Annotated in this window: 10 protein-coding genes; 5 read left to right on the top strand and 5 right to left on the bottom strand. The window is 69.1% G+C overall.

The window, feature by feature from the left end:
- Positions 1-41: 41 nt before the first annotated feature.
- A complete protein-coding gene (locus DSC_RS04780) occupies positions 42-806 on the bottom strand; it encodes an RNA methyltransferase (RefSeq protein ID WP_014160005.1) in 765 nt (254 codons plus the stop codon).
- A gap of 294 nt (positions 807-1,100) precedes the next feature.
- On the opposite strand from DSC_RS04780, the gene DSC_RS04775 reads away from it, so the two are divergent.
- Positions 1,101-1,937, top strand: coding sequence for an inositol monophosphatase family protein (locus DSC_RS04775; protein WP_014160004.1), 837 nt, complete (start codon positions 1,101-1,103; stop codon positions 1,935-1,937).
- Positions 1,938-2,439: 502 nt separating this feature from the next.
- Here the strand turns inward: DSC_RS04775 and murD are convergent.
- The 3 genes from murD to DSC_RS04760 are packed head-to-tail and all read right to left on the bottom strand — an operon-like array spanning position 2,440 to position 7,889.
- The gene (gene murD, locus DSC_RS04770) at positions 2,440-3,828 is read right to left on the bottom strand and encodes a UDP-N-acetylmuramoyl-L-alanine--D-glutamate ligase (RefSeq protein ID WP_014160003.1); all 1,389 of its coding nucleotides are present in this window, start codon (positions 3,826-3,828) and stop codon (positions 2,440-2,442) included.
- Positions 3,809-5,299 (bottom strand): MurL-like N-terminal domain-containing, encoded by a 1,491-nt coding sequence (locus tag DSC_RS04765; RefSeq protein WP_014160002.1) that lies wholly within the window; start codon positions 5,297-5,299, stop codon positions 3,809-3,811. The genes murD and DSC_RS04765 overlap by 20 nt, the downstream gene beginning before the upstream one ends.
- Positions 5,292-7,889 (bottom strand): bifunctional aspartate kinase/diaminopimelate decarboxylase, encoded by a 2,598-nt coding sequence (locus tag DSC_RS04760; protein WP_014160001.1) that lies wholly within the window; start codon positions 7,887-7,889, stop codon positions 5,292-5,294. Before DSC_RS04760 ends, DSC_RS04765 begins: the two co-directional genes overlap by 8 nt.
- A gap of 262 nt (positions 7,890-8,151) precedes the next feature.
- Between DSC_RS04760 and DSC_RS04755 the strand changes: the two genes are divergently transcribed.
- Both DSC_RS04755 and DSC_RS04750 read left to right on the top strand, forming a co-directional pair.
- Entirely contained in the window at positions 8,152-9,030 is an 879-nt protein-coding gene (locus DSC_RS04755; protein ID WP_014160000.1) for a PhzF family phenazine biosynthesis protein, read from the top strand.
- Positions 9,031-9,198: 168 nt separating this feature from the next.
- Positions 9,199-10,812: an IclR family transcriptional regulator domain-containing protein gene (locus DSC_RS04750; protein WP_158308227.1), complete on the top strand. Its 1,614-nt coding sequence runs from the start codon at positions 9,199-9,201 to the stop codon at positions 10,810-10,812.
- Between the two features lie 49 nt (positions 10,813-10,861).
- Here DSC_RS04750 and DSC_RS04745 read toward each other — a convergent pair whose 3' ends face one another.
- Complete coding sequence (locus DSC_RS04745; RefSeq protein ID WP_014159998.1) at positions 10,862-11,506, bottom strand: glycine zipper 2TM domain-containing protein; 645 nt, start codon at positions 11,504-11,506, stop codon at positions 10,862-10,864.
- Between the two features lie 435 nt (positions 11,507-11,941).
- Between DSC_RS04745 and DSC_RS04740 the strand changes: the two genes are divergently transcribed.
- Both DSC_RS04740 and DSC_RS04735 read left to right on the top strand, forming a co-directional pair.
- A complete protein-coding gene (locus DSC_RS04740; protein ID WP_014159997.1) occupies positions 11,942-12,328 on the top strand; it encodes an HU family DNA-binding protein in 387 nt (128 codons plus the stop codon).
- Between the two features lie 133 nt (positions 12,329-12,461).
- On the top strand, positions 12,462-13,052 hold the full coding sequence (locus tag DSC_RS04735) for a M23 family metallopeptidase (protein WP_014159996.1): 591 nt from the start codon (positions 12,462-12,464) through the stop codon (positions 13,050-13,052).
- Positions 13,053-13,082 lie beyond the last annotated feature (30 nt).

Below are 13,082 nucleotides of genomic sequence, written 5' to 3'. Positions count from 1 at the left end.
GAGGCAGCCTAGCCGAAATCTTCACGCCCCGACAATGATGTTCACCCTTCCGGCTGGGCCAGGCGGGCCATGCGCTGACAGTCGGCCAGGATCCCGCGCAGCAGCCGCACTTCCTTTTCGTCCAGATCGGTGCGCAGGTACAGCCGGCGCAGCTTGCGCATCGCCGATTCCGGCGCGCGGCCCTTGTGGAAGTCGATCTGTTCCAGCGTCTGCGCCAACTGGGCGAAGAAGCCTTCCAGCTGGGCGTGGGTGGCCGGGGCCGGGCGTGGTTCGGCCGGGTCTTCCACTGGCGCTGCGGCGTCCTGCAGGGCCAGACGGGTCTCGTAGGCCAGCACCTGCACCGCCGCGGCCAGGTTGAGCGAGCTGTAGTCCGGATTGGCGTCGATATGCACCGCCGCGTGGCACAGCTGCAGTTCCTCGTTGGTCAGGCCGGTGCGTTCGCGGCCGAACAGCAGCGCCACCGGGCCTGCGCCGGCGGCCTGGGCCAGGCGTGCGGCGGCCTGGCGCGGGCTGTGTTCCTCCAGCGCCACCCGGCGGCTGCGCGCGGTGCAGCCCAGCACCAGCCGGCAGTCGGCCACGGCGGTGGCGACATCGGGGGCGACGACCGCCTGCGCGAGCAGGTCGTCGGCGCCGGCGGCGCGGCGACAGGCCTCTTCGTGCGGGAATTTCTCCGGCTGGACCAGGACCAGCCGGGTCAGGCCCATGGTCTTGAGCGCGCGCGCGGCCGCACCGATGTTGCCCGGATGCTGGGTGCCCACCAGCACGAAGCGGATGCGGGCGGCGGAAATGATGGCGTGGGAGTCCATGCGTAGAATTCTAGGGCAGCGCCGCGGTTTCACCCGCAGGAGCAACTGTCTTGGGTGGGAGCCGCTTCAGCGGCGATGTGGCCTTGCCGGGAGAGCCCATCGCCGCTGAAGCGGCTCCCACGATGTCCGACGCTCTGCAAAGCCCTATCGCGGCCATGCCCCCGAAGAGGGATAAAGGCTGCTCCTGCGCGCCGGACCCGAATGGGTGGCAATGATAGAATTTCCGGTCCGGCCCAGCGCCGGGATGCTCTTTCCACGTGTTTCGCACGTTCGCCCTGCCCGAGGTCGTTTCGCATGCTCAATCCCGTCGTCACCGTCATGACCAAGGCCGCGCGCATCGGGGGCAATGTCCTGCTTCGCAGCATCAACAAGCTCGACGCGCTGCACGTGGTCCAGAAGGAGCGCATGGATTACGCCAGCGAAGTGGATGCCGACGCCGAGAAGGCGATCATCAAGGAACTGCGCCGGGCCTATCCCGACTACGGCATCGTCGGCGAGGAAGGCGGCATCGTGCCCGGCAAGAACGGCCGCTACCACTGGGTCATCGATCCGCTGGACGGCACCAGCAACTACCTGCACGGCTTCGGCCACTACTGCGTGTCCATCGCCCTGGTGGACAACGGCGAACCGACCGACGCGGTGATCTTCGACCCGCTGCGCAACGAGCTGTTCACCGCCAGCCGCGGCGCCGGCGCCCAACTCAACGAACGCAAGATCCGCGTCTCCGAACGCAAGGAACTGGCCGGCGCAATGATCCACACCGGCTTCCCGCCGCGCGAGCGCGCCCGGGTCGGCGCGCACCTGGAATGCGTGCGCGAACTGCTCAACCAGGCCGAGGACATCCGCCGCACCGGCTCGGCCGCGCTGGACCTGGCCTACGTGGCCTGCGGCCGCGCCGACGCCTACTTCGAGGCTGGGGTGAAGGACTGGGACGTCGCCGCCGGCGTGCTGCTGGTGCGCGAGGCCGGCGGCAAGGTCAGCGACTTCAAGGGCGCCAGCACCGGCCGCATGGACGGGGTCGGCCCGGAAACCCGCCAACTGATCGCTGGCAACCTGCGGGTGGCCGACGCGCTGCAGAAGGTGGTCGCCTCGTCCGGATACGCGGCCGCATTCAACGCCTTCGCCAGCTGATCGCGGCTCTTCGTCCTGATGCATCGAGCCCCGGCTGTCGAATCGATCGCCGCGGCTGCGTGATTGGCTGCAGACAGAAGTAAAAGCAAAGCTTCTACGCAGCTACGCGGCGAGAGCTGCTTTTGTTGTGGCTGAAGCGGGGCTTGTTTCAACCACCTTTTGGGGACTCCGCTGCTTTGGCTTTGGCTCTGGTCTTGTCTGTTCGCTCTCAATCCCCTTGAGGCACGGCGAAGGGGCGAGGGTCAAACCCGCAGGGCGACGTGCATGGATGCACGTCGTTTTTGGAAGGGGCAGGATGCCCCATCCAAAAATCCCTCGGCCCGCAGCGGACCCGCGTAGCGGGCGTGCCGCCAGGGGTGTGTTGACCAGCCAGTCGGCTGTTGATAAGCGCTTCTTTGCCTAGCTTTCTTTGCACAAGCAAAGAAAGTAGGTCGGGTGGCGAAGCCGCACGAAAGCTTTGCTTCTGATGCTCACTATCAAACAAGCAGCGCGGACAAAAAATTCAGGCCACGCCCAACCCGGGAATCGCCACGATCGCCTCCGGATCAAACCCCGCGATCCGCGCGAACTCCTTGCCGCGTTCCACGTAGTCGCGGTACATGCCAAAGCTCGGCGCGCCTGGCGAGAGCAGCACCACGCCTTGCCCCCCGAGCATGGCTTCGGCCTGCTGCATCGCCGAGGCCAGATCCGGCGCGGATGAAAGCGCAAACCCACCCTGCCCCGCCACCTCTTGCAGCAACGCATGGATGCGCGGCCCGTTGGCGCCCATCGTCACGATCCCCAGCGGCGCCTGCATGCGCATGGCCTGCGCGAAGTCGTGCCAGTCCAGGCCGCGGTCATGGCCACCGACCAGCAGCGCGATGCGCTGGCCGGAAAAGCACTCCAATGCCGCCAGCGTGGCGTGCGGGGTGGTGCTGATCGAGTCGTTGACGTAGCTGATGCCATTGCGCGTGCCGAGGGTCTGCAGGCGATTGGGCAACGGCTGGAAGGTCAGCGCCGCCGGGGCCAGCGCGCTGGCCTCGATGCCGAGCGCCTCGATCGCCGCCAGCGCCGCGCACAGGTTGCCGCGGTTGTGCCGGCCTGGCAGCGGTACCGCGCGCGTGTCGAACACCTCGGCATCGCCGCGATACAGGACATCGCCGCGCAGGTGCCAGCCCTGGGCGTGGTTGAACCAGACGATGCGGCTGTGCGGCAGTTCCAGTTTGAACAGCAGCGGATCGGCGGCGTTGAGCACGGCGATGCGCGGGTGCGCTCGGGTCACCAGCGCCAGCTTGTCCTGGATGTAACGCTGCTGGCTGCCGTGCCAGTCCAGGTGTTCGGGAAACAGGTTCAGCACCACCGCCACCTCCGGCGCAACGCCACCATCGGCGACCGCGCCGGTCTGGTAACTGGAAAGCTCGATTGCCCACAACTGCGGCGCTGGCTGCGGGTCCATCACTTCCAGCAGCGGCAGGCCGATGTTGCCGGCCAGCGCGGTACGATGGCCGCCGGCACGCAGCAGGTGCGCCAGCAGGGCGGTGGTGGTGCTCTTGCCCTTGGTCCCGGTCACGCACACGGTGCGCGCCTCAGGATGCTCGCCGAACCACAGCGCGGTGCCGCCCAAAAGACGCGCGCCGCGTGCCTGGGCTTGCACCGCTTCGGCCGAATACGGGCTGATGCCGGGCGACTTGATCACCACCTCGAAGCCGCCGAGCGCTTCACCGGTGATGTCGGTGCGCGCGGTGAGCAGGCCATCGCCCAGCGCCGCAGCCTGCACGGCTTCGGCCTGGCTACAGAACAGGGTCAGCGGCAGCGATGGCAGCCGGCTGCGCAGCAGCGCATGGGCGGCGCGGCCTTCGCGGCCCCAGCCCCACAGCGCGACGCGCTGGCCTTCAAGCTGCGAAATTCGCACGCAGCATGTTCCACAACGCCGGCGGTACGCGGTGCTCGCCCTCAGGCTGCAGCAACGGGCCGATCTGTAGTTCGTCCGCATCCAGCTGCGGGCCGATCTCGCGATTGAAACGCGCCACCAGCGCGTCCTCGCGCCATTCCGGGCGCTGGCCCAGGGTGGCCATCGCCGCGCGCGCCTCGCGCCCCTCGCCCACGCATTCGAACGGCTTGTGGTCCTGGTATTCCAGCAGCGCGTCGAAGCCTGCGGTCTGCGCCACGTCATCCAGCAGGTTGCGGCCGAAGATGTTCAGCAGCCGCGGCTTGGGCATGAACGGCGCCAGGGCCAGGAACACGAAATGGCACTTGGGGCACACCCCGCACCAGCGATTGACCGGACGCTCGCCCAGGATGTGGAAGTTGCGGTTGCAGCTGGAAAAATGCGCGTCGTAGTGATCGGTCCTGGCGAACTGGCGCGCCACGGCCAGCTCGGAGAACGGACGCAGCAGCGAGTAGTAGTGCAGATCCGCTGCGACATGGCGCTGCACATGGGCGCCGAACAGCGACTCGAACGCCCAGCCCTTGGACCACTGGTGGTTCACCTCACCGGTGCCGGGAATCATGCTGCCGTAGCTGGCCGAGCGTTCGTTGGAGAACACCACCTGGTCCACCCCGCGCAGCAGCGCGGCCACGACCAGGATCGCCGAATTGATCGCAGTGACCGGGATATGCCCGTTGTAGGCGCCCTGGCGGTTGAGTTCGAACAGCTCCGGGGCGATTGCCCGGCCGATGTTGAGCGTCGGCAAGCCGGTGCGCGCGGCGCAGGCGGCGATCAGCTGCGAACTGCCGATCCAGCTCACGGTCTGGGCCACACCGGCACGGCGCAGTGCCTCGATCGACACCAGCGAATCCTTGCCGCCGCCGATGGCCACCAGCGCGTGCGCTGCCAGGCCCAGAGCAGGCGCCCCTGCCCCCGCTCCCTCGCTTGCGGGGGAGCGCTCGAAGTCGCGGCTAGCGACCGAGGGGGTGAGGGGGTTACTTGCGATGATTGACTGCGAAGCGTCCCCCTCACCCTGCCCTCTCCCCCGCTCGCGGAGGCGAGGAGGCGATTCGGAACAGGGAAAACGGATGCGCCCGTGCAGGTCCAGCCCGTTGCGATAGGCGAATTCGCCCAAGCCGTGGCGGTACACGGTTTCCAGCAACGCCGCGGTTTCCGGATCGATGGGATCGCCTTCGATCACCACCTGCGGCGGCACCGCGGCCTTGTAGTAGCTCACCCCGGCGATCAGGTGCAGCAGGCGCACGGCGCGCTGCACGGCCTGCGCCCGCGCACCGTCCAGCGCCAACGGCGCGCCGGGGAAGCTCACCGTCTCGGTCAGCGCCGGGCCGTCATCGAAGGCGTACACCAGCCGCGCCACGCCGGTGGCCAGATCCAGCGAGCAATCGACGAAGCGGAACGCCTTGACCGCCTCGCGCTGGAACTTCAGATCAGACATCCAGGACCTCTTCCTTCGGCAGGCCGCGCAGGTTGTAGTGGCTGGCCATCACGTAGCCATAGGCGCCGGCATCGGCGATCAGCATGACATCGCCGGGGGCGGTGGATGCAGGCAGCGGGCGGCGGCGGCCCAGCACGTCGCTGGACTCGCAGATGGGCCCGACGATGTCGAACGGCGCATCGGCATCCAGGTCCAATCTGGACAGGTTCACCACGTCGTGCCAGGCGTCATACAGCGCCGGGCGCGCCAGGGTGTGCATGCCGGCATCCAGGCCGACCCGGGTGATGCCCTGCTTGGCCACCACCTGGGTGGCATGGCTCAGCAGCACCCCGGCTTCGGCCACCAGGTAACGGCCCGGTTCGATCGCCAGGCCAAAGCCCGGATAGGCGGCCTTGATCTCGGCCAGCCCCGCGCCCCAGGCCTCCAGGTCGAAGGGCTCATCGTCGGCGGTGTAGGGAATGGGCAGGCCGCCGCCGATGTCGATCACCTCCACCGTGCCGATGCGCTCGGCGATGCCGCCGAGCTCGTCGCAGACCTGCTTCCAGTGCTGGGCGGTGTCCACGCCGCTGCCCAGGTGGGCATGCAGGCCGGTGATGCGCACGTCGGTCGCGCTCGCCGCGGCGATGAAGTCATCGACGCGCTCGAACGGAAACCCGAACTTGGAATCCCTGCCGCCGGTGCGAACCTTGGCGTGATGGCCATCGCCGCGCCCCAGGTCCACCCGCAGCCACACGCTGCGGCCTTGGAACATGTCCGGCCACTGCTGCAGCAGCTCCAGGTTGTCCACGGTCACGGTCACGCCCAGTGCGAAGGCCTGTGCGTATTCGGGATGCGGAGCGAAGCTGGGGGTGAACAGCACGCGCGTCGGTGACAGATCGGGCAGCACTTCGAAGATGCGGCGCAGTTCGCCCAGCGACACGCACTCCAGGCCGAAGCCTTCTTCCACCAGTGCCTTGAGGATGGCCGGATGGGTATTGGCCTTGACCGCGTAGTAGCGCCGGTCGATGGCGCCGATCGCGTTGAGCGCCCGCGCCCGCGCCCGCACCGTGGGCAGGTGGTAGACGTAGGCGGGGGTGCCGGCGGCGGCAAGCTCGATCAGGCGCGCGCGCTGGCTGCGCCACCACGGGGTTTGGCGCGCACGCACGGTGCCGGCGATCTGGCGCCAGCGCGGGCCGAACACGCTGGTCTCTGCCACCGGCATCGCGCCGCTGTCGATCAGCTCGGCGTGCAGGATCGGCAGCAGGCCGTCGGCATCGGCTTCGTCGATGACGAAGGTCAGGTTGAGGTCGTTGGAGGACTGGCTGATCAGGTGCACGCGCTCCTTGCCGAAGGTCGCCCACACGTCCGAAAGCTTGTGCAGCAGCGAGCGCATGCCGCGCCCGACCAGGGTGATGGCCGCGCACGGCGCGATCACCTTGACCCGGCAGATTTCGGCCAGGTCGCTGGACAGCGCGGCCAGCACGTCGGTGCTGACCAGGTTTTCCGACGGGTCCAGCGACACGGTGACGTTGGTCTCCGACGAACCGATCAGGTCCACCGACAACCCGTGCTTCTTGAAGCGGGCAAACACGTCGGCCAGGAAGCCGACCTGTTGCCACATGCCGATGCCTTCCATCGACACCAGCACGATCCCGTTGCGGCGGCTGATCGCCTTGACACCCGGTACGGTCAGCGCATTGCCGTCGATGCTGGTGCCCGGCAGTTCGGGGCGTTCGGTATCCAGGATCGCCATCGGCACGCCGGCATCGCGGCACGGCTTGATCGAGCGCGGATGCAGCACCTTGGCCCCGGTGGTGGCGATTTCCTGGGCTTCGAAATAATCCAGCCGGGTCAGCAGGCGCGCGTCGGGCACCTCGCGCGGGTTGGCGCTGAACATGCCCGGCACGTCGGTCCAGATCTCCACGCGCTGCGCTTTCAGCAGCGCGCCGAAGTATGCGGCCGAGGTGTCCGAACCGCCGCGACCCAGGATCGCGGTGCCGCCGTCGCCGTGCCGGGCGATGAAGCCCTGGGTGATCAGCATGCGGTTGGACTGGGCGCAAAAGCGCGCGCGCCAGTCCTCGCTGCCGCGCGGATCGCATGACACCGACAGGCGCTGGGCCCAGGCGCTCTGATTGGGAATGGTCATCGCCTCCAGCCACTGCCGCGCATCGCACCAGCCGATGTCCAGGCCGCCGGCCGACAGATACGCCGCGCCAATGGTGGAGGACAGCAGTTCGCCCTGGGCCAGCACCTCGGCCTGCCAATCCAGGGTGCGGGCGGTGGCGCGCGGATCGGCCACCAGGCTGCGCAGCACCGCCAGGCGCTGGCCCAGCACCGCCTCGGCGTCCAGTTCCAGTTCGGCCAGAAACTCGCGGTGGCGCAGTTCCAGCGCGGCCACCCGCGATGCGGCATCGGCCGCGCCATCGGCGATGGCGGTCAGTTCGTTGGTGACCCCCGACAGCGCCGAGACCACGATCAGCACCCGCGCGTGGTTGTCTTCGGCCCGTTTTTTCGCCAGCTTGCCGATGGTGTCCCAGCGATGACGGCGCGACACCGAGGTGCCGCCGAACTTGAGCACGATCCAGCGATCGTTCGGGGGGGAAGCTGACATGGGGGTTGGAGATCTACGAAGAGGGAGAAAAACCCGACCGCGCGGGCGGAACCGTTAATTCTAAAGGAAGCGCCCGAGCCAGCGGCCCGTGCGCGACGGAGAATGCGCGCCTCGCGTTTACCCATCGGCCAGCGGAAGACCAGGTGTGGGTCGGCGGCCTGACCCAGCCGGTGATCGAGGGTCATCTGCGCTGGTGAACGCCGGGCGTGCCGGCGGGGCGCTGCTACCCTGCACGCCTTCCCACTGCCCCGATTCGACCGCCATGACCAGCCGCCGCTTTTTCCAGGTCGATGTGTTCTCCCCGCGCCCCGGCTGCGGCAATGCGCTGGCGGTGGTGCTCGATGCCCAGGGCCTGGACCAGGCGGCGATGCAGGCCATCGCCCGCTGGACCAGGTTGCCGGAGACCACCTTCGTGTTCCCGGCCGCCGATGCCGCCAGCAGTTACCGCATCCGCATGTTCGCCCCGCACCACGAAGTGCCTTTCGCCGGCCATCCCAGCATCGGCACCGCGCACGCGGTGCTGGCCGCCGGCCTGGCGCAGCCGCGCCAGGGAATGCTGGTCCAGGACGGCATCGCCGGCCGGCTGCCGCTCAAGGTCGAAACGATCGACGGCATCGGGCGCATCGCCATCGGCGTGCCGCGCGCGCAGCTGGTCGAAGTGGTGGACGCCGCAGATGCGCGCCTGGCCGCGGCCATCGCCGGCTGGCCGCTGGGCGCGCTGCCGCCGGCGTTGATGGATGGCGGGCGCAGGTGGTGGGTGGTCGAGCTGGCTGACCAAGCCAGCCTGCGCGGTCTCAGTCCGGACTGGGACGCCATCGCGGCGCTGGCGCAAGCGAGCGCGGCGATGGGCGTGTTCGCCTACGCGCGCGTGGCAGGCAACGCCGACTACCAGCTGGCGGTGCGCGCCTTCGTCGGCAACGGCCGGCGTTTCGAGGATGCCGCCTCCGGCGCGGCCAACGCGGTGCTGGCCGCCTGGCTGGACCGCCAGGGCGCCCTGCCCGGCCAGGACGGCCGCTATGTGGCCAGCCAGGGCCGCGAAGTGGGCTTCGATGCCCTGCTGGAGCTGCGCATCGATGCCGATGGCCAGGTCTGGTCCGGCGGCCAGGTGCAGACCGTGGTCACCGGCATGCTGGACTGGTGAACTCACCCGCCCCGGCCCTGATGCGACCGCACGCTGTCCTGATGCACCTGGCGCGTGGCCGTGTTGATGCGATTTGCCCGACAATGCGCGGCGCGTGGCGCTCGGCCAGGACCGCCCAACGCGCGCTTGACTGCCCACATCGGCCCGATGGCCAGGATGACCGGCAACATGAGTGAAAACAGGCGCAAGGCCACCAGCACCATCGAGCGGGCGCTCGATGTCCTGGAGGCGATCGGCACCTCGCCCCAGGGCGTGACGTTCGCCGAGATCGCGCGCAAGGTCCAACTGCCGCGCACCACGGCCTATCGCATGCTGAGCGGGCTGATCGAACGCAACCTGGTGCGCCGCGAATCCACCCGCCGCGCCTACCGCCTGGGCTTCGGCGCGCTGCAGCTCAGCCGCGAATCGCACCCGGCCCCGGCGCTGGTGGCCGCAGCCAACATCGAACTCAACTACCTGCGCGCGATCACCGGCGAGACCACCAGCCTGTGGGTACGCGACGGCCTGGAAGTGATCGCCCTGGAGCGCACTGGTGGCGCGCACCGCTCGCAGAGCGACACCCACGTCGGCCAGGGCCGGCTGCTGCACGTCACCGCGGCCGGCAAGGCCCTGCTGGCGGCCATGCGCACCGGCGAGCGCAACCCGCTGCTGGCGCGCCTGCCCATGACACCGTTCACGCCCAACAGCGCGACCAGCCGCGAGCAGGTCGATGCGATGATCGCCACGGTCAAGGCGCAGGGCTATGCGATCGACGACGAGGAAAGCCGCCTGGGCGCGCGTTGCGTGGCCGCGGTGATCCGCGACATGCAGGGCATGGTGCGTGGCGCGCTGAGCCTGTCCGGGGCGACGGTGCGCTTCACCCCCGAGCGCATGGCCCGGTTCGGCACCGAGCTGACCGAAGCGGCCCAGCGCATCGGCGAACGCCTGGCCGGCACGGTCGAAGTCACCCACGACGACCAGGTCCAGCACGTGCCCGGCCCGGCTGCGCGCGGCGGCGACTTCGCCACCTGGTCGACGGTGCGCAACTGCTGGTACTGGGTCGATACGGCCACCGCCACCTTGCACCGCGCCCAGGACCACCAGGACTGCGTGCTGATCGCGCTGGAGGTGCAGGCGCGCAGCCTGCACGCCACCCCCAACGGCCTGGAAGTGGTGCACGAGGGCGGCATCCTGCGCCTGGATTTCGACGGCAAGGCCGTGCAACGTCCACTGGAACGTCGCGGTGGCGCCGGCCCGCTGGCTGCCTGCGTACAGCCGGACGGCCGCGAATGGCAGGTCACGCCCGATCCGGCCGGCGGCTATCGCATCGCCACCTGGCTGCACACCGGCGTGGCGGTGCCGGGCTGGCGCATCGACGACCGCATCGACGCGCTGTGCTGGAATCCGCAAGGCACCCGCCTGTTCGCCGCCAGCGCCACCACCGGCACGCTTTACGAGATGCGTCCGGGCGATGCGCGCATCCGCCGCCTTGCCGTGGTGCCCAAGGCTTCCGGCGAAATTCGCGGCGTGGCCGCCGATGCGCACGGCGATGTGTGGGTGGCGCTGTACGGCGGCTGGGCCGTGGCGCGGTTTTCGGCCGAGGGCGGGATGATGCAGGAAGTGGTCGGCCTGCCGGTGGCCTGGCCGACCAGCCTGGCCGTGGGCGGGCGCGATGGCCGCCAGCTGGCCATCACCACCCGCATCGGACCGCAGCCGGACGATGCCGTGGCGCAGCGCGCGCCCGCGCTTGAGGCATCGGCCACCGGGCTGTACGTGCTGACCCGCCCGGCGTTGGCCAAATAGGGCGCAAGCGCGCAACCCCGCCGCGGCTTGGCGATCCCGGCCGGCCCGGCTAGTCCTGGAGCGGAACCACATCCACCCGCACGCGGATCCGGTCGCCGGGGTGATACGCAGTGCGGGTGTGGTACTGGCGGCCGGCATATTCGTAGGTGACCTCGTAGCCATCCACCTCGCCGTCGGCGCGCGGGTCGGCCAGCGGTTCGCACACGCGCACCGTGCCGCGCGTGGTGTGCGAATTGTCGTAGACCGATTGCCCCATCGCCGTCCCCGCTGCGGTGCCGACTGCGGTGCCGACCACCCGCCCGGTGCCGCCGCCGAAGCTGCTGCCCACCACCGCGCCCAGCACGCCGCCCAGGATCGTGGCACCCACCCGTCCACCGGGTGTGGCCTGGGGTGTGTCATTGCCGACGGCGTCACCACCGCCTTGCGTGGAGCGCTCGTCCGCGTCGCGCTCGTAGCACTGCTGCCGGGCCGGTGGCGGCGCCACGATGATCGGGTCGACGCGTACCACCCGGGCGTAGTCCTCGTTTTCGCTGCCGCGCCGGTCACCGTAGTCACCGTCTGAGCGAAAGCTGCGTGCGTCCTCGCCCGGATCGCCATGGGCCTGGCGGTAATAGTCTGCGTAGCGCGACTGTGCCTGGGCATGACCCATGCAGGCCAGGCCAAGCAGTGCGACGACAAGCGTGGCGCGGATCATGCAGTGTCTCCTGCGCCGTTGCGGCGCGCGCGCATCGTCGAGCTGCTTGGGTGAAACAGTCCTGAACCGCTCCATCAGCCGTGCCCGCATGTAGCGACGCGATCGGCCAGGGTCGCGCAAACAGACCTCTCGCGCGCGGCCACAAGGGCCACGCGTGCCGAGTCGATCAGCCGACGATCTCGCTTTTTCAGGCGCATGGGCTGACGGTGAGGCGTTGGACGGCGGCCAGTTTCAGGCCTTGGGTTCCCGGCGATGTCCCTGACCGCCAACGGACCGGTCATCTGTGGTCCTTGCCTCGCCTTTGGTCGCAATCGGCGCGAAAAGCCGAGAAAAAAGCCTGTTTTCCCCTTGGCGGCACGTCACTCTTGGCCTACATTCCGCATGCCGACCGTTTCGGCTCGAATACTTCACCCAACACGGTACAACAGGAGCCATATGGCAAAGACCACCAGCAAGAAGGCAGCACCGAAGAAGGCCGCCAAGACCGCCGCCAAGCCGGCCGCTCCCAAGCCGATCAAGGAAGCCCTGACCAAGTCGGGTCTGGTCGCCCACATCGCCGACAACAGTGGCGTTGCCCCGAAGGACGTGCGCGCCGTGATGGCTGCGCTGCAGTCGGCCATCCAGGGCTCGGTCAGCAAGAAGGGCGCAGGCAGCTTCACCTTGCCGGGCCTGCTCAAGATCAAGACCGTCAGCGTTGCCGCCAAGCCCAGGCGCAAGGGCATCAACCCCTTCACCAAGGAAGAGCAGTGGTTCGCCGCCAAGCCGGCTTCGACCAAGCTCAAGGCCACCTTCATGAAGAGCCTGAAGGATGCCGCCGCCTGATCCTTGGCGCGGCTTCCTGCATCACCTGCTCGGGACGGCTTCAAGCCGTCCCGAGTGTTTTTGAGGCCGATCTTCTGGCCAGCCCGTGCCCATTGACCGTGTACTCATTGCGCTGCAGGCAGGCTTGAGGCCCATGCAACCGGCCCTCGACATCGCCACGCCCACCCGGCACGCACGGCGCGTGCTGGCGCCGATGATCTTCCTGGCGATGCTGGGCTTTGCCGCCGGGTGGGCCTGGAGGCAGCCATTGCTGGACACGCCCAGGATGCTCTGGCGCATCAGCCGGATGCCGCCGGCCACGGCGCTGCCTTCGCCGGTCCAAGGGGTGCCGGCCAGGGCGATCGCGGCAACCTTCGGTGCGCCGCGCGGCAGCACCCGCACCCATGCCGGGGTGGACATCTTCGCCAGCCGCGGCATGCCCGTGCGCAGCGCCACGGCCGGCATCGTGATCACGATCGGCGAGGGCGGCCTGGGCGGCAAGCAAGTCTGGATCCTGGGGCCGGGCCGCGAGCGCCATTACTACGCGCACCTGGATGGCTGGGCCGAAGACCTGCATGAAGGACAGAGCATCCTGCCCGGTGACCTGCTCGGCCATGTCGGTACCACCGGCAACGCGCGCGGCACGCCGCCGCACCTGCACTACGCGATCTACGGGCGTCAGGGCGCACGCGACCCACTGCCGGCATTGCGCGCGTGGCCGGGGCAGGACCCGCCGGAACACTGAGTCACGCCCCACTCGGTCGCGGCCGCGGCA

Source organism: Pseudoxanthomonas spadix BD-a59, from assembly GCF_000233915.3.
In the GTDB taxonomy this organism is placed as follows: domain Bacteria; phylum Pseudomonadota; class Gammaproteobacteria; order Xanthomonadales; family Xanthomonadaceae; genus Pseudoxanthomonas_A; species Pseudoxanthomonas_A spadix.
The sequence above is the reverse complement of the archived record's forward strand: the minus strand, read 5'-3'. Positions and strand labels throughout refer to the sequence as shown.